Source organism: Pedobacter steynii (assembly GCF_001721645.1).
Lineage (GTDB): Bacteria > Bacteroidota > Bacteroidia > Sphingobacteriales > Sphingobacteriaceae > Pedobacter > Pedobacter steynii_A.
Window position 1 is genome coordinate 1,212,710 of sequence record NZ_CP017141.1, and the last position, 17,709, is coordinate 1,230,418.

A 17,709-nucleotide genomic window follows, 5' to 3' on the forward strand; every position below is an offset into this window, starting at 1 on the left:
GCCAATGCAAGTCCATGATTTCCTTTCCACCATCATCAAACTACTCATTGAACACCGGTCTTTATTTCAACAACTGGTAGATCTGCAGAACAACTCAGACAAACCAATCCAGCTACCTGTTCCTCAAAAGGATGAGATCCTGGATAATAAAGATGTCAGAGATGTCCTCCACATGAGCCCGTCTACTTACAGACGAAGAATACTCGATGGAACAATTGTTCCGAAAGTAATGGGAGGAAAAAACTATTTCCTCAGATCCGATATAGAGCACCTGATCCGACAGGATAAAAGTAAGAAACGCAAAAAGCCTGAATAACACTTAACGACCAATCTCGAATAATGATTGTGGTAATCAGTAAGCTTTTCGCTTACTGATTTACCTTACTTCTAAAGAACTCTGTCTTCTCTCGTTCACTGGTCAATAAACGTTCATAAAGCTCCACGATCTTTTCTATCGTATTAAACGTCGGTTGATAATTTAAACCACTGGCAATTAAAGTAGAATTATCACTACTTGTATTATGAAAGGTATTGGAGATAATGTTAATAGCCGATTCATCATCAAATGTCTTCAATGCATCCTCAGGGACTTTAAGTGCTTTCGCTACTACAGAAAGTAAAGGAGATTCTATATTCTCTCTGGACTCCAATAGCGATACCCTTTTTTGGGTCCAATCCTTCCCTAACTCTATAGCCAAGGCCTCTTGCTTCATTCCTAACATTTCCCGAAATCTTTTGATGTTTTTACCATGATGAACTTTTCCTGTTTCTGTTTTTATAGTATCCATGAGAATTGAGATTTTAATTATTACGCAAATATAAAGAATTTAAACGGACAAAAATAGACCATAAATTAAATATAAAGAAATATTTTATTCTAACAATGACTAAGATAGCTTACAGTTTGGGTATGGCAGACATTTTAGAATGCGTCGATTAGACACAGTTCAACTCACTAATGTTTAACAAGTTCTAAAAACGAAAATCATGAAGTCAAAAAAAATTTCAACAAAAAACACACTTTATTATAACCTTACAGAAGAAGAGATCAAAAACCCCTATCTTCTGATTATTGATTCCTTTTCCTGGGACTTTATGCCTCAACAGTTGTCCAGATTAAAGTATTGGAGAGAACTCTTATTAGTAGAAGAATATTACGAAAAGCGTAACTGCCCTGCAGATCTTTATTTTCAATATAAAATGGTAATCAAGATGCTGGAGGCTGCCTGGTTATTGAGGAAAAAGAATCGAACCCAGACGCCAACACCTGAAAGCTCATTAGTATCAGCCCAGAATGAGCCTTTAAAATCAGAAGATAAAAGACTTCTCCATTCCCCAACATTCTTAAGTCCATCAGAAATTCTGAATCCATATAATACATTCAGATCTATATTTACAGAGTTTCACTTGACTGAATACCATGACATTCTTGATCGATGGCTTAGTGAGGGACTAAGTAGCTTTTATTGTGAATCCATCTTAGAAAAGAAAGAAGTCATCACTGTTTATGAGAATTTGCAAAAGCTCATAGAAGCGATGTACTTAATTCACGAAAGAGAGCTAAATGAGGGTTACGAAAGCTAAACTACTCTAGAAAAAAGCTATCTGAATGGTAATAGTTATCATCAGGTAGCTTTTTTTTGATCATCTCTAAAAAAAATCCCCCATTCAAAAGCGTTAATTTTCATTCAAAAACGTTCAAACAAAACCACAACAAGCAGAGCTATAGCTAATTACAAATTATCAATTTATGTTTGTCGTGTAATAGTTCAGCGATGATTTAAATCTTCCTGCCGGCGGGAAAGGATAAAGAAAAGCAGCTTGCAAGCGAACTTACAATGAACAGATTTTTTAACAATTTAAATATTAACCGTAATGGGAACATATAAAAAAGGGATCCTCGGCTCTTTCCGGGGAATTATCGGAACTGTAATAGGCAGTATCTGGAATGGGATTCACTATATGAGAAGTCTGCCCGAACCCAGCAGCAAAAGTCCATCTACAGAACAGATGAATATCCGGTTCCGTTTTAGTCTAATCGGATCCTTTGTAAAACTAATGCAGGCTCACATTGCGGAAGGTTATCAGTCGTTTACCAATGGAATGACGCCTGCCAATGCTGCGACAGGTTACCACCTTAAAAATGCGATAACAGGTATGGCTCCTGATTATCAAATTGATTTCCCTAAGGTAATACTAAGCGTAGGTAAGCTGAATAAGGCTCGTAACATCAAAGCAGTTCCCGCCGTTGGTGGTGAGATTGATTGCGACTGGGAGATGAGCAGTTTTACCGAGTATGATGAGAAATTAGATTCAGCCACATTTGTAGTCTATAATCCGGAACGAAACATGGTTGTTTCAGCAAGGAAGGCGATAACCCGATCAGCCTTGAAATACAAAATGCTTGTTCCATTCGATTTTGTAGGAGACGAAGTTCATCTATGGATGTATTTTGTATCTCCATCCGGTAAATCAGTAAGTAACAGTAATTATCTAGGAAAAATTACTGTATTGTAATTCCAGAGAACCCCTGCAAATTAAGCAGGGGTTTTCAATTCACCTTAAAATTTATGACGATGTATTATTTTAAAGAACAAGAAAAGTCTCTTTTAAAAAACAAAGAGCCTTGGTTAATATTTAGCAGTATGATACTGTTATGGTTTATGGTTCCTCGTTGGATTCGGAATATAGATGAGACTTCGGGCAGTATAGACCAAAGTATCTGGCTCCTGATCTTACTAAGCTTCATTTGCTTTCTGGTTGTTATCACGATCTCCTGGTGGCTCTTGCACCATTTCTGGATGTCTATCGGCCTTCCAAAATTAACCTCAATGGTTTCACAATTTAAAACGCTCGAATTATGGCAGCAATTAGGATTTTATTTAGCTTCGTTTGCCTTGCTTTTATTAGCAGCTTTGATGAGCCTAACAGCGATCTGTTAAACAGGAAAAAACTGATTACGATAGCAGAAAGTCAACTTGGTGTAAGAGAAAAAACAGGCAACAATGATGGTCTTCAGGTAGAGGAATACCTGAAAACTGTAAACCTAAAAAAGGGTAATCCATATTGTGCGGCTTTTATATCCTGGGTATTTTATAAAGCAGGTTTTGATCAGCCAAGAACGGGCTGGTCGCCTGCTCTGTTCCAAAACTCACATCTAATTATGGCATCATCTAAAGAAGCATACCTTCCTGGAAATTTAATTGGCATTTATTTTCCTTCTCTAAAAAGGATTGCTCACGTAGGCATCATCGCTTACCGAAAGAACAATTGGATCATCAGCATTGAGGCAAATACTAATGTTGAGGGTAGCAGAGAGGGAGATGGCGTTTATCGGAGACGAAGGCCCATTAGAACGATCTCCAGGTACTCGGATTGGATTAATAATTGGTCTTTAAAAAGGAAGGGAGGTGCATCATGGAAATGATCATTGTAAAACGCCTCTTTCTACTTCATTGCTCTTTAATCGTTTTCGATTACACTGACTACTACTTTATCTATAAAAACAAAAAAGAAGAAACCTCCTGAATAGAAAGAGCACAATATTAAAGAACTCATAATTTCTTTAATATTGCGCTTTATCAACGTGACGAAAGAAAGCAAACTTATTCGATCAGATAAGATTATAATAATTACTTATTTTTTCCTCTTACCAATCCTTTTCTTAAAAACACATATAAAATCACAAGAAATACGGCAATGAAATTTATTCCAATAGTAAATCCGTCATTAGACTTAAAATTAAACACCCCTTCAAATATAAAGGTAGAGAAAAATGTGTTGAAGATCGTTTTGTTAGTATTGTGGTTAAGATGAAAAAACACACCCCATTCAAAGCCCTGCACGTATCTGTAGTTAAAACCGTCCACCAGTATTGAAAGGCTCTGTAGAACAGAGATTATTATATTAAAATTAGCTTTTCTTTCTGTCAACGAGTCAGGATTTCTTATTAAGGGAAGATTAACTCCAATTGTCGTCAGTATCAAACAAGCAGAAACAATTAAAAGTATAGCTATTAGAAAATCTATTGACCCTTTTAAAACCACATGTCCAACAAGCCAAAGACTAATTAATGCTGATAAAGTTAAAAATATTGAACTCGTTGATATTAATATGTTTTTAATTTTATAATCTTCCATTTCTATCCGTTCTATCTGGTTTTTTTATTTTTTCAACTTTAGTATCTATATACTCCTTAACCTGAGCCGCAGCATCCTTTACGAGATTTAAAGTTTCAATTGGATCAAAGGTAAGATTTATTGACCCTATATCAATGGAAGTTGGATCAGGTATTATAGTGGTAGGCGCCACCTCAGTGCTAGTCTCAAACTTTGTTTTTCCATCACTGCCGGAAAACATCGTTAATGTTCCAGATGCCTCACCTATTTTGTCCACAGTAACCCCTGCCTTTGCAGATACTGTTGGGCCTTTGTCCGTATTCAGAGCAAAACGTACTTCGCCATCAATGCTGGCTCGTCCTTTTTTTGTCCCAGCACTTACAGTGCCTGCTATACTCATCGCATCTTTGCCTGTTGTTTTTCTTGCTATTGGTTTCATATCCTTAGCTGTATTCGCAACGCTCTTAAAAGTGTTTTGTATAGAGGCTTTTGCCACTGCATATAAATTATACAGTGAATTAGGCCATGGCCACATCCCATCAGGATCAATAAATCTAATAGCGTTATTAAATCCATAAACATATGGAGACCACCGTCTTCCTTTCTCTGCCAAGGGGTCAACGACATTCCACCGACCTATTACAGGATCATAGAACCTTGCCCCGTAGTCGTACATCTTCTCCTGATCCTGCTTCTCTTTTCCATTGTATTGATACTTATTCTCTGTTCCTGAAAGTGTTCCTTGTATATCTAGTCCAAATGGATAATAATCCGTCTCCTGAATCTTTCTGGCTACTCCCGCATTAAAATCAAAGTACAATCTACCATTTCCCAAATGGTCTTCCAGTGTATATTCGTAACTGTAGTTTGTCGCACTGCTTCTCACTACTCTCCCTTCAGCAGTCTGAAGGTATTTCAAGACCCCTTGCTCATATTGGATACCACTAATATATTCATTTAATATAGTAGCACCAACCGCTTTACTCAATTTTACTCCCGTTGCATCATAAGTATAGGTAATTAAATTGCTTCCCACGGTCATCGTTACCGGAAAGTTCAGGTAATTATAAGTAATTGCAGTAATATTATTTGCTGTACTGATTGCATTTGTCCTAGAGACCATATTGCCATTGGCATCGTATGCATAGGTAGTGGTTCCCGGAAGCTGAAAAACTGCGGAGGAGTTTTGGCTGGTATCCGCTACAGAGGCTAACCTGTTTCCCGTATAAGTGTATTTCAATTGGTCAGTCAAAGTATTCACATTATAACGCTGCAAGCCCTGAATGTTACCCATCACATCGTAAGTAATTGATTTTTCATGATTGAAACCACTACTCAATCCCGAGTTCAATCTATTCAATCCATCATAGGTGTAATTATAGAACTTCCCTGTACCCCATTCCTGGCGACTGATATTCCCATTATATTGAGAAGTAACCCCTGAGATCACCTCGTCATATTTTAGGTTCTGGCTAAACAACGGAGCATTCTGGCTGGACAACCAGCCTCTAGGGTTATAAGTATAGGATATAGTCTGAGCGAAGACCGGTGTAACCAGATTTGTACTATGTAAATTTTTACTTGTTAACTGCCCAACTTCATTATAATTATTCCTGCTTAATAGGATTTCCGCATTGGTCGTCGCCGCATTATCTCCGGTTTTCTGATACGTATCCTTTGCTCTCCCCATATGGTCATAGCTGAAACGATTCGCCACATAAAGCTGTTCTACTCCGTTGACATAATGCTTACGGGTACTGGTAGCCAGCTCACCGGAAAACAGATAAGTGTTGGTGATATCGTCATAATTATTAACCGTAAGTGCAGCGCCTTTATAATGTTGCTGGATAGTTCGCACAACCTGGGCTTTATCATCATAATAATTTACCCTCCATAACATGTTACCAGTACCCAATACATTTACCTTACTAGCCGTTAGTAGAGTCTTAGTCTTGGTGCTATAACTTGATGAAAGATTATACGGAGCAGCTGTTAAGCCATAAATATTATAATCATCATAATAATTGACCGTAAGGGTCGTGGAAATACCCGTTTGGGGCCAACTCACACTGGTATAGCCATGAGGTGCGGCAGTAACCAGTTTCCCTTCCCACAAAGGGGTTTGAGTTGGAGCATTAAGCACAGTTTGTAAAGCATCCCGGTAAAAAGTATTCGCAGTACTTGAAGGGTGCACGTAAATTCCCGTGAGAATCGCCCTTCCAAAACCATCATATTTAGTAACCGTCCATTCCTGAGGGGCCTTTGCTCTTTGCAAGGCGTCCTGAGTTCCCACCAATTGGTCTATCTTATTATACAATAAATACTCCCAACCCTTACCAGGCAGTTTCTTTTCAATCAACCTTTTTCTTCCATCGTAGCGATAAGCATAGATAAACTGATTAAAAGGAACATCAGTTATTGCTTCGGTAAATGCACTTACGGTTACCGCAGGTGGAATTACATAACGCAAATCCCCTAGGTCATCATATACATAATAAGTAGAAAGAGAAACCGTTTCTGTTTCCCAAACTCTTTTCAGTACCACTTGTCCTTCAAAATCCTTAAATTCTTCAACCGTACCAACTTTTCCACTCACCCAATTCTCATCTTTACTAGTAGTCTTATAGAGTTTTCCGGGTAAATAAGCAGCCACTGTACTAGCCCCCCCTGTTGCGGTCACCGTCCATAGCTTTACTTCACTGGTAAGGTTGTTCCCATAGTTCGTCACCGAAGTTCTTCCTCCTGCGGACGTTCTGGCCGCTGCAGGTTGCCATACTACTCCCGGAGCACCTTGTTCCAAAACCCGGTTTAAAGGCGAAGCCTCGAACACGATTTTTGATACAGCAGTGTTATTAGGAATTGTAGTTACCCCTGGAGCAACCCACCCTGAAGTCGTACCTGGGGTTGTATAAAATGAATTCTGTTCGGTAAGTCCCGTTGGTTTATAACTTCCGTTACTTTGAGCTACCCCTGCAGCATAAGGTAGGTATTTTTTGTCTTCACGACCAAAGGCATCATAAGAAACCGGGGTCACCAAATCTCTAGTGGTTGGGCTACCCTTCCATTGTACCGTTTGTAAAGCTCTGCCCAGACCATCAATATATTGGATGGTTCGGTTTACTTCAGCAACCGGTAATCCGGTCAGTTGAGTCTCTGTAGTCTTTCCTGCCACCCGGACTTTACTCTCTATTACATAATTTTGATTGGTACTGGGCGTTTGTCCTAATACCGGTTTCACCAGAAGCACTAGAATTGAACCAAGGAGAATCTGAACAACAGAAATCTGGAGTTTAAATATATTTTTCATTAATGAGGGCGCTTAAGGTTTATAATAATATTCGTAGTTCTTAATGATATGCTGGTTGTGATCCTTAATCGTCTTCAAACGCTGAAAGCTGTCGTATTCATAATAAGTAACCATTCCTTTGGCATCCGTCTGACTAATCAATCCTTTTAAAGGGTCGTATACAAATGTACTGATATGGGCCGCAGGTACAGTGGTCTTTAATGGAGCTAGGAAATTATCAATCGCGGTTTTATCAGGGGCTACAAGGTTAGCGAAATTGTCAATCGCAGCAACAGTAAGCGCAGTCTCTATCTGGGTCTGATCCGCTCCCTTGATCTCAGCTATAGGGAATTGATGGTTATAGCTCCACAGGTAACCAATTTTAGTCCCTTCTTCCACAGACACATTCAATATATTCCCTTTGGCATTATACTTATTAAACTTGATTCGTGTTTCGTTACTATTGAGTACAGGGTTAAAAGTAGCAATACTCTGAGCAGCAAAAATATTGGGATAGGGTTGATAATAATTGGTGCGTTTAAGATCGGTTACCACCGCTACGTTAAGTTCTTTTTCTTCTACAACAGGAGCAATTTTATTCTTGGCAATCATAGCTGCGTATACCCCTGTTGGATCTTGTGCGGAACTAACCATTTCATGAGGATAAAGCAGTTTTTTTATGATCTTCTTTCCATCACTACTGTTATTATTAGTTTCTGTAAGTTGTAAATGGGCAGGATTTTGGTAAAGATTAGCCGTGACTATTGTTGCCGGATTAATACCTTGTGTATCGTAAGTAACCACCTTAGTCGAATCATTATAATTCCAGTAACTATTAACGTCATAAGTTGCGAGGTCATAAGGCGCTTCACCGCCCGCACTGACATCATAGTTTTTCTCTCCTTGATAGGCAACATAGGTTTCACTTAAAATCTTTTTATAAGTCATAAATGTTTCCTTAAGTTTAAGCGGCTGAGGACTACCAGACTTATAAACTAGCTGATACCTCTCTAAAACTGAGGGAAGGCCTGAAATATCATACGGCTTAAATGGAACGTCACCTCCTCGTACAATCCTGGAAGGCCTCTCTTTATTGATCTCATATTGATAATAAGTAGCCCCATTACTGAAATCTGTACCATCACTCACGGTAACATCGGTGTATAACAGATGATTTCCATCATTAGAAAACAAAGAAACATCTCCATTAGAACTTGCCTGGTGATAGGCACAAAACATCGAAACAGCATTGCTTGGATCAGTTACCCGCATTTCAAGCATTGAAAAATAATTATTTTGTGGTTTTAATAGAACACCGGACGACACCGCTGGCTGTAAATATTTGTTGTAATAATATGATTTCACATTATTTACATTTGAAACAGGATCATAGGTCAGAACCTGGTTAACCCTCGCCCCTCCCGAGACCTTAACACTGGAAGAAGCAGGAATAATGTTTGTTCCATAAGTCCCATCAATATAGGCGTTACCAAGTGACGCCTGACCATCCGCCATCAAAGTAGCCTCATAATTGCCAGGGCTTAATGCTATCGAATCCCTATACATTTCATCCAGAAGAAGTCTCTTTTCAAATTTGATTGCCATGCTCGGCAATTGTTTTATGGTTAAGGTTACTGTTTGATGTATCCGATCATCAACTCCAACACCTGAATAGGATGAATACAATCCAATAATTAACTTTCCGTCAGAGGGGAAAGTTTTCGTTACAATTCCAGACGTCTTTATTCCTGTTCCTGTTACTTCTAAATCTACACTGAAGGGTTTTGGTACAGTGTGCTCGGATATATATTCCTGAATTGTATTAGCCTCATATATGAGACTATCTGTGCCTCCTGTTGGGTAAATAACTTTACTCAGCATCCCATAGCGAGCATAATTGCCATCGCATTCTCTATCGGCAGGTGTATAGGAAAATATTCCCCCCATAGGAGGACGAGGCAAAAAACCCGAATTACTTTTACCATTAAAAAATCCAAAGTGGTCCTGTGCATAGGAGAGTCTAGGAGGCAGCACATTTGCATTATAATAATGGAACTCATGTTTTCTTGACGTCGTCAATCCCTCAGACCATTCAGTTAAGCCCATCAGATAGGGCCTGTAATTACACTGTACATTGCTATATGCACCGCTATAACTTAAGTCACTTAATATCTCATTATAATTGAAATTAAAAGTTTTCGAAAACGGCTTCCCAACCAATCCGTATTCAATTTTACTAATGAGTTTATCTCCCTCAACATCTGTACGGCTGATATAAGTAAACTGAGCCTGTGCTCCTTTTGAGGTCACTATTTTATCTAAAATCACGCCTGTATTTAGTATTGTGGTTACACAATTCGATTGAGACCCCGGAGGCGCATAAATAGTAGTCCCATTTGTCGGATTAATAATGAATGCCATTCTAGTTTCAGGAGTTGGTTCTACTCTTGTCTGGGATGCAGAAGCATAATAGGTTAATTGCACAGGAAGATAACTCAATACAATATTATCACCGTTAAGGTCTTCTATTTTATTGAGGTACCATGCATTCTCTACGCCCAAATCATAAGTTTTTCCACAACCTTGCCCCGAATTCTGAGTTCTGGATTTCTCTGTTGCTGTACTTCCTCCAAAATAGTAGGAGATTCCATTTGGATCGATAACTTTTATCGTCCACGCAGTGCCCAATAATCCGTTAAAATTGGTCTGGATCTTAAGGTTAGATGCACTCAAAAATACAACTTTGGTTTTATCGTCAGGTTTCAAAATAAACTTGCCTGAATATCCATTAAAATTGAAACTAAAAACATCTGGTTGTGTATCGTACTTATCTTTATTCAACGTTGCTCTATCCAGAAAGCTAATTACTTCGGGAGTATTTAACGTGACATCTTCAGGCACCGGTGCAGTGAGTGCTGTTTCATCGCGATCTCCATACACGGTACGATTTATTACTCCTCCGGCATCCAGTACCCAGCCCATGCCAGATCTTGAGGCAATCTGATCTACCTTTATTCCACCTGAATTATAAGCAACTGAAAGATTTACTTTTAGTGCTCCCGATGCAATATTAAGAAGTGGAATATTATAATTCACACTACCTGTTGAATGATTTATAGGGATATTACCATACTTACCCAATTCAGCCGCATTAGGAGCAGGGGGCAATAATACGGGTAATTGTAGGTTTGTGGTTTGTTGAGCCTTAATTTGAGTTGTACCCAACAACAGAGCGAGTAGCAAGAGTCGTTTTACTTTTATATTCATTTTATTTTACAATTCTCTTAATTGTAACACACCCTTCAACAATAAAAGTATTCCTGCTTGAAGCATCTATTTTATTATCCCAGAAAATCGATATGTTATCCCAAAAATCTGACGCGATAATCGACATAATTTATTGATTTTACAACTGTGTAAATACACAGAAATATAAAGCACACCAATGACTGTTAGTGACCCATACATTCGCATTCGAAGCCGCTCTAAGCTATTCAGAAAGAACACTATAAAACAAGACCAGCCTTCTAATAGAAGGCTGGTCTTGTCGTCCCTTTTAACAACAGGGATTCGATCTTATAATCTTTTTAGCTTATGGTTTATTCCACCATACTTTAGTATTCAATTCATCAGGTCCCTGAATAGCGATCACATCATTATAGTTAGCTTTATTTAAGCTTTGCTCATCAAGAGTATAGCATTGTCTAACTGGAATTTGTTTTCCTAAATTCTGAGCATACTGCGTAGGCACTAACGTTGGGAACCCTGTTCTTCTCCAGTCCGACCACGTCTCCGTTGCATATCCCATATAATTAGCAATCCATTTTTGAGTAATAATTTGCTTCACGGCAGTAGCAGGATTATATGCCACATCAGGCTGGAGGAAATAACTTGCGTCAGCTGTAACTCCGCGTTGAGCCATAGAAGCATTGATTGCAGCAAGATAAGTTACCGCAGCCTGAGCGTCATCCGGAGCACCCGTAATCCATCCCAGCTTATAAGCCTCCGCTTTTGAGAACAAAGTTTCTGCGTAGGTATAAATACTAACAGGTGAATCCTGAGATCTGAATGCCTTTCCTATTAAAGATACCGATCCGGGAACATTAACGTTTCCAGAAGTATAAGCTCCCGCTAATGACTGAGTCAATCCATAAGGCATACCAACGTACTGTCCTTGATTATTTTTATCTGCGTACACTGGCAAACGTGGGTCATTAATTGCTTTCAAAGCATTAACCATAGTATTGCTAGTTGCGTAATCATAACGTTTGGCAACCTCATAATTATAATAGATATTATTTTCGTTTGCAGACTCTTTCAAAAACACATAATTGATATTATCTGCATTAGATGAGATCACACCTGCTGCAAGCGCCAGATTGAATTCTGTTTTACCCCATGCAGGATCTACTTTAGACAACCTCAAGGCCATATTCATTCTAATTGTTGCAGCGAAGGTTTTCCATCTAGCAGCAGAACCATTAAATAAGAAATCACCAGCGACACCTCCAGTAAGGCTAGCAGCAGCTTCTTTAAGCTCTTTGAACAAAGCGATATAAATGTCCTTCTGTCTGTCAAATTTCGGGGTTGGTTTTGCTAGTCCCTGCAATGCTTCAGAATAAGCTACATCCCCCCACCTATCAGTGATGTTCTGGAAATAAAAGGCCCTCAAGATCCTTGCTACAGCAATCTGGTCTGAATTTGAACCATTGTTTGCTACGTGTGGCAAAGTCTTTGTCGCCGCATCGGTGTTTAACTTAATAATTAACGTTAAATCTTGTAATGGACTGTTATAGATCCCTGTATAATTATAAATTTTAGTATTGTAGCGCGATTCTGAAGTATACAACATCTCTGAGATTTGTTGTGTGTATAATTTAGCCGCGTAGTCATTGATTATTCCTGGAGCAGTTGCGGTCGAAGTAACAGCGGTAGTTCTACCAATATAACGCTCAGCACTAGTTAAAAGTAGAGATGTCACTGGCTTATCTGGAGCATTAGGGCTGACATTGATGTCTCCGAAATCTCCGGGCTTGCAACCAGCAGCAAGTACGATTGACGTTGCAATGATTATATAGTTTTTAAAATTCTTTTTCATCTTAATTCTTTTTAGAATGTAACTTTTAAATTCAATCCAATTGATCTTGTTCCTGGCAGCTGACCACCTTCAATCCATGTTCCGGCAGACTCAGAAGGATCGATACCTGGAATTTTGCTGTGAATTAACCAAGGATTACGGGCAACAAGAGAGATAGTTGCTCTCTGAGCCTTAATTTTAGAAAGGAAACCAGCTGGAAGTGTGTAACCCAAAGAAAGCTCTCTAAGTTTTACATAAGTCGCATCGTAAGTTTGCTCCGCCCAAATATAAGGCATGTATCCTTGGTAATAATCCTGAATACCGATATACGTTGTATTTGGCTGTCCATCAGATTGTCTGATACCTGAAACCACAATACCACCACCATTATCAACTGGATCCCTTTTCGGTATTCCTTTATCGTTCAGTCCGGCTGTTTCTTCAGCTAAACCAGAACCAAATAGGTTACCACGACTTACTGAGAATAATTTACCACCAATCTGGAAGTCAAGAGAAGCTCCAAAAGAGAATGATTTATACGTTAACAATGAGGTAAAACCTCCGGTTAAATCAGGAACAAAAGATCCTAATTCCTGATTGTTTTCCAGTACCGGGAATCCATCATCCTGAATTAACATTCTTCCTTGTTCATCTCTTTTTACACCAGTTGTTACAATCGTTCCCCATTCTTTACCCACTCTACGCTCAACATTGATACGTGGTGTACCAACATAACCAAAAGATCCAAAAGCGAAGTTATCCAATCCAGGATAAAGATCAACGATTTTGTTTTTGCTAACTGCAAAGTTTGCATTGATATCCCAGGTTATGTTGTCGGTTTTAATTGGTGTACCACCTAAACTGAGTTCATAACCATGACTTTTAATCTCTCCTGCATTAACTAATGCTGATGAGAACCCTGTAGTAGAAGGAAGACTTAGATCGATGATCTGGTCTTTAGATACTCTATTAAAGTAGTTAAAGTTAAATCTTAATCTATCTTTAATAAATCTCAATTCTAAACCAGCCTCATAAGCATCAGAAAGTGCCGGCTTAAGCTTTTGATTTGGAATTTGATTTGGCATAGTAAGTGTTGCCTTAGTTCCATAAAAACCATTTGCCAGATAAGTTTGATAAATCCGATAAGGATCAATATCAGAACCTGTACGACCAGCAGAAACAGTTGCCTTACCAAATGATAGAATCTCTTTATTTTTAATAAAGTCACTAAATATAAATGACAATGAACCTCCACCATACAGATAAGAGTTATTCGCATCTGGTAATGATGAAGACCAGTCATTTCTGATGTTCAAATCCAGGAACAGGAAGTTTTTATATCCCGTAGTGGCATAACCATAGATACTTCTTACTTTTTTATTGAAAATATTACTGGTAGTAAGAGGCCGCTCTTTAGACGCACCAATGTTATACCATCCGGGAACAGAAAAACCACCAGCGGTTGTCATCTCTACATCCTCACTACGATTGATACGCAATTCTCCATAAGCACCTGCGCTTAGTGAGAAATCACCTAATTCCTTTTTAAATGAAGCATCTAAAACAAAGTTATTTTCTCTTGTTCTTTCATGCTTTGTACGATAACTTTCTGGGTTTAAAGTTCCGGAAGCAACACGTGCTTCGTCTCTGAAACTGGCATAATTACCTTTTGCAGTGAAGTTAATCGTAACCTCAGGAATCAATTTATAAGATGCCTGTGCAAACCCGAAAACCCTTGAAGAATTACTGATGGCGAAGTTTTCGTAAGCCTCTACATATGGGTTGTCCCAATATTTAGGGCTCTGATCTCTTGGACCACTGATGTTCCAGGTAGTGAACGTTCCATCAGGATTTTTATAATTTCTAAGTTTTTTCAAATCCGTATCACGGTGAAACCACTGACTGAATGAACCAGCAGTTTGAGTTCCGTAACCTTCCTGAGGGATATTAAAATAGTTGATTACGTTGAAATTGAGATTTGATGAAAAAGTAAGTTTCTCGATTGGAGTATAAACGCCATTTAAGCTTACCCTATTTTGATCAGCCTTTGTGTTAGGAGAAACACCGGTCTGGTTAACATTGGTATAAGAAAGACGTCCGCTAAATTTATCTCCTGATTGAGAAATAGCAATGTTACTGTTGTTCTGAACACCAGTTTCATAGAAATCTCTGATGTTATCCGGATTCGCTACATAGGGCTGAGGTTTTCCATAATCAGCATCAAATTTATTCCATGAGTAGAAAGGAGCATAAGGTTTCCCATCAAATTTAGGACCCCAGCTCACGTCATCAGAGTAGTTGTAATATCTTACACCATTCATTCCTGCTAAAGCCGGATCGTCCTCAGCTGCATCAAATTGAAAAGTCTCCCAATCTTGTGAAGATCCACCACCATATTCATTTTGGTATTTAGGAAGCGTCGCTACTTTCTCAATAGTAGTACTGTGGTTAACTTCAATACCAAGGCCTTTTTTCAATGCACCTTTTGATTTGATAACAACCACACCTGCATCACCTCTTTGACCATACAAAGCTGTTGCGGCAGGTCCTTTTAGCACAGTAAGGTCTTCTACATCATCCATGTTTACACTTGTAGACGGAACAACAACTCCATCTACTACATATAAAGGATCACGACCACCTTCAATACTATTGATACCACGGATACGGATTTTAGAAGTACCAAATTTTGCACCTGAACCACCTAAAACCTGAACACCCGCAATCTTACCTGCAATAGCCGTGTTAAGATCCAGTTGTTTGGTTTGGGTTAAAGCTTCACCTTTTACACTTTGTTGTGCAGTACCGATTGAACGTTCTGTTCTTGTAATACCTAAAGCAGAGGTAATGGTTACCTCAGCAAGAGATTGGCTGTCGTTTTGTAGAACTGCGTTCACTACGTTTGAACTACCGATAGCTTTTGTTATTTTGATATAACCTAAATAACTGAATTCAATTGTTGTTGCTGATGAAGGTACATTTAAGGAGAACCTTCCATCTCCTCCTGTTTGTGTGCCACCTTTGGCACCTACGATTCTCACGGTAACGCCAGGGAGCGGCTTACCATCTTCTTGGTCTGTAACAGTACCAGTAATTGTCCGGTCTTGCGCCATAGCAGAGCCTGCTATAAACAGCAAAATGAACAAACTTTGTAAAAGTTTTTTCATAAAAATTAAATCTAGGTTAGTTAATAGTAACCCAATATAGGGGATTTAGTATGCTTGCATAATCTAAATTTAGCTTCTGACAGATAAATGACAATAATATGACACAAATAAATGTAACAATAAGCCACCAAGAGGTGTAGCTTTCATACAATATGTCACAGAGATGACGAAAAAGCTGTTATTATCCTAATAGACAATAAAACATTTTTACTAGATAATAAATGTCAAATTATTTACCTAAAAAGCCGATTTTAAACCATGTAAAATTAAACAAAGAGAAATTAAAAAAACTAATTCGACACGTTTCATGAGATAAGAATACAAACTCTTATAAAAATCAAGCAAATAGCCTTCACAGTTTTTTTTTCACCTGATTTTCCATCATTTAAGATGGTTTTAGAAAAAGACTACGCTTTTAAAATTTAAGATGCCTTAGGATGACCGAAACGATCGGGATGTTGTTTAATAAAAATGAAATAAAAAAGGGGTACCTATTTCAGCTTTTTTGGTTCTTCTACTTTGAATATCAGAAAATAACCTGGAACATTTATATGCACAACAAAAAGGGAGGCACCTTGCGATGCCTCCCTTTTATCTAAAACAGGTTTTTAATTACTATAAATCAAACCACATTTTATCCGTATGAACCGGAGTTGGAGTTGGAATATTCGGATTTCCGGCAATCTCCTCAGGAGACAACACGAACCTTCTGAAAAGAGGTCCGGGAGTTGCATCTTTAGGTAAGGTTAACTTTGGAACTTCATTTCCATCTGAACCAGATCTCCTCCATTGTACGAAGGCATCTGCTGGTCTGTCAACAAGATCTATCCATTGTTCAAGATGAATCTCTTTAACTGGATCTGCCGCTTTTGTAAGATCAACAAGGTTATTGTCTATATAAGTAGTGATATCAGCCGGAGGCACCTCATAAAAATTCATGGCCGCTATGATTGCCTTCTTATATAACTCTTGCGCCGTAGTCAGATTTTTGGTTACCCCCAAACCTCTTGCATAAGCCTCGGCCTGAAGGAATAACATCTCCTGATAAGAGAAAATCAGTGATGGAGCTGTTTTTCTAAGTAGATAGTTTCCAAGTGTAGAAGTATGTTTATCAGCGTCAACATTTGCGCCAACACCAATAAATTCTGTTTCACCTGCAGGCTTATCAAAATAGCGCGATAATCTAGGGTCTTTTTTAGGAACCATAATGTCGGTTACCACTTTACTTGCATAAGTTAATGGATCCTCTCCCAAAAACAATCTGTATTTAGGGTTCTCGTTATTTGTGGTTTCTGTATAAAGAACTCTAAAGTTATCAGCAGCTGAAGAAATCAGGGAAGTTGGGTTTGAAACTAACGCACCCACAGCAGCAGCTTTGCTAGGATCTTTATCCACCATGACCATTAATGTTTTTAGCTTAATAGAGTTGGCCAGCTTCTTCCATTTATCAAGATTACCATTATAGAAAATATCATAATCAGAGATCTTCAATGTGCTATTCACATCTATTTGAGCAACAGCCTGATCTAACATCGTAATGATTCCCTCTAATACATCCTTCTGAGAATCATACTTAGGATAAGGAAACGCTTCTATCTGAAAAGCCTGAGAGAAAGGGACATCACCATAAAGTGTAGTTGCCTCATACATTACCTGGGCAAGAACAATTTTACATTGAGCAACCGTATTGAAGTCATTTTTCGCCTCTGCAAGTTTAATTGCCGTTACCAGGTTAAATCCTGTATTGCTATAATAAGTCTTCCAGTTATTTCCAAGCGCCGTTGAGTTAACCGTATATAAGTTAGAAGAACCCCAGTTACCGGAAAAATCGGCACCTGAAGAAAAAGTCTGACCAATAAAACCAAGGGCGATATAATTATCACCACTGTTTTTACTTACATCCCATGCGGTAACTGCATAACCAAAAAGTAATTTCGGCTCGACCTTTAATGAAGACAAGGGATTCTCATTAACGTCCAGATATTTTTTACACGACACTCCGCCAATTGCAACCAGCAAAAGCAAAGAGCCCGCGAAAATCTTATTTTTTAATTTCATAAT

The 17,709-nt window shown here is 38.5% G+C and carries 11 protein-coding genes; 4 read left to right on the forward strand and 7 right to left on the reverse strand.

Annotation, left to right across the window (positions count from 1 at the left end; translation table 11 throughout):
• Window positions 1–4: 4 nt before the first annotated feature.
• Entirely contained in the window at window positions 5–316 is a 312-nt protein-coding gene (locus tag BFS30_RS04820) for a helix-turn-helix domain-containing protein (RefSeq protein WP_069378231.1), read from the forward strand.
• Window positions 317–368: 52 nt separating this feature from the next.
• On the opposite strand, the gene BFS30_RS04825 is transcribed toward BFS30_RS04820, so the two are convergent.
• A complete protein-coding gene (locus BFS30_RS04825) occupies window positions 369–788 on the reverse strand; it encodes a helix-turn-helix transcriptional regulator (protein ID WP_069378232.1) in 420 nt (139 codons plus the stop codon).
• 199 nt (window positions 789–987) lie between these two features.
• Between BFS30_RS04825 and BFS30_RS04830 the strand changes: the two genes are divergently transcribed.
• From BFS30_RS04830 to BFS30_RS04840, 3 genes are all read left to right on the forward strand, one after another.
• The gene (locus BFS30_RS04830; RefSeq protein ID WP_069378233.1) at window positions 988–1,584 is read left to right on the forward strand and encodes a hypothetical protein; all 597 of its coding nucleotides are present in this window, start codon (window positions 988–990) and stop codon (window positions 1,582–1,584) included.
• A gap of 291 nt (window positions 1,585–1,875) precedes the next feature.
• Window positions 1,876–2,517, forward strand: a complete 642-nt coding sequence (locus BFS30_RS04835; protein ID WP_069378234.1) for a DUF6266 family protein — start codon at window positions 1,876–1,878, stop codon at window positions 2,515–2,517.
• 343 nt (window positions 2,518–2,860) lie between these two features.
• Entirely contained in the window at window positions 2,861–3,427 is a 567-nt protein-coding gene (locus BFS30_RS04840) for a peptidoglycan-binding protein (RefSeq protein WP_069378235.1), read from the forward strand.
• A gap of 205 nt (window positions 3,428–3,632) precedes the next feature.
• Here the strand turns inward: BFS30_RS04840 and BFS30_RS04845 are convergent, their stop codons facing one another.
• From BFS30_RS04845 to BFS30_RS04870, 6 genes are all read right to left on the reverse strand, one after another.
• Window positions 3,633–4,139 (reverse strand): hypothetical protein, encoded by a 507-nt coding sequence (locus BFS30_RS04845; RefSeq protein WP_069378236.1) that lies wholly within the window; start codon window positions 4,137–4,139, stop codon window positions 3,633–3,635.
• Window positions 4,126–7,425 carry a DUF6443 domain-containing protein gene (locus BFS30_RS04850; protein WP_069378237.1) on the reverse strand — a complete coding sequence of 1,100 codons (3,300 nt, stop codon included), beginning with the start codon at window positions 7,423–7,425 and terminating at the stop codon, window positions 4,126–4,128. The genes BFS30_RS04845 and BFS30_RS04850 overlap by 14 nt, the downstream gene beginning before the upstream one ends.
• 12 nt (window positions 7,426–7,437) lie before the next feature.
• Complete coding sequence (locus BFS30_RS04855) at window positions 7,438–10,671, reverse strand: RHS repeat domain-containing protein (protein WP_157262877.1); 3,234 nt, start codon at window positions 10,669–10,671, stop codon at window positions 7,438–7,440.
• A gap of 325 nt (window positions 10,672–10,996) precedes the next feature.
• Window positions 10,997–12,502, reverse strand: coding sequence for a SusD/RagB family nutrient-binding outer membrane lipoprotein (locus BFS30_RS04860; protein ID WP_069378239.1), 1,506 nt, complete (start codon window positions 12,500–12,502; stop codon window positions 10,997–10,999).
• 11 nt (window positions 12,503–12,513) lie between these two features.
• The gene (locus BFS30_RS04865) at window positions 12,514–15,648 is read right to left on the reverse strand and encodes a SusC/RagA family TonB-linked outer membrane protein (protein WP_069378240.1); all 3,135 of its coding nucleotides are present in this window, start codon (window positions 15,646–15,648) and stop codon (window positions 12,514–12,516) included.
• 615 nt (window positions 15,649–16,263) lie between these two features.
• A complete protein-coding gene (locus BFS30_RS04870) occupies window positions 16,264–17,706 on the reverse strand; it encodes a SusD/RagB family nutrient-binding outer membrane lipoprotein (protein ID WP_069378241.1) in 1,443 nt (480 codons plus the stop codon).
• Window positions 17,707–17,709 lie beyond the last annotated feature (3 nt).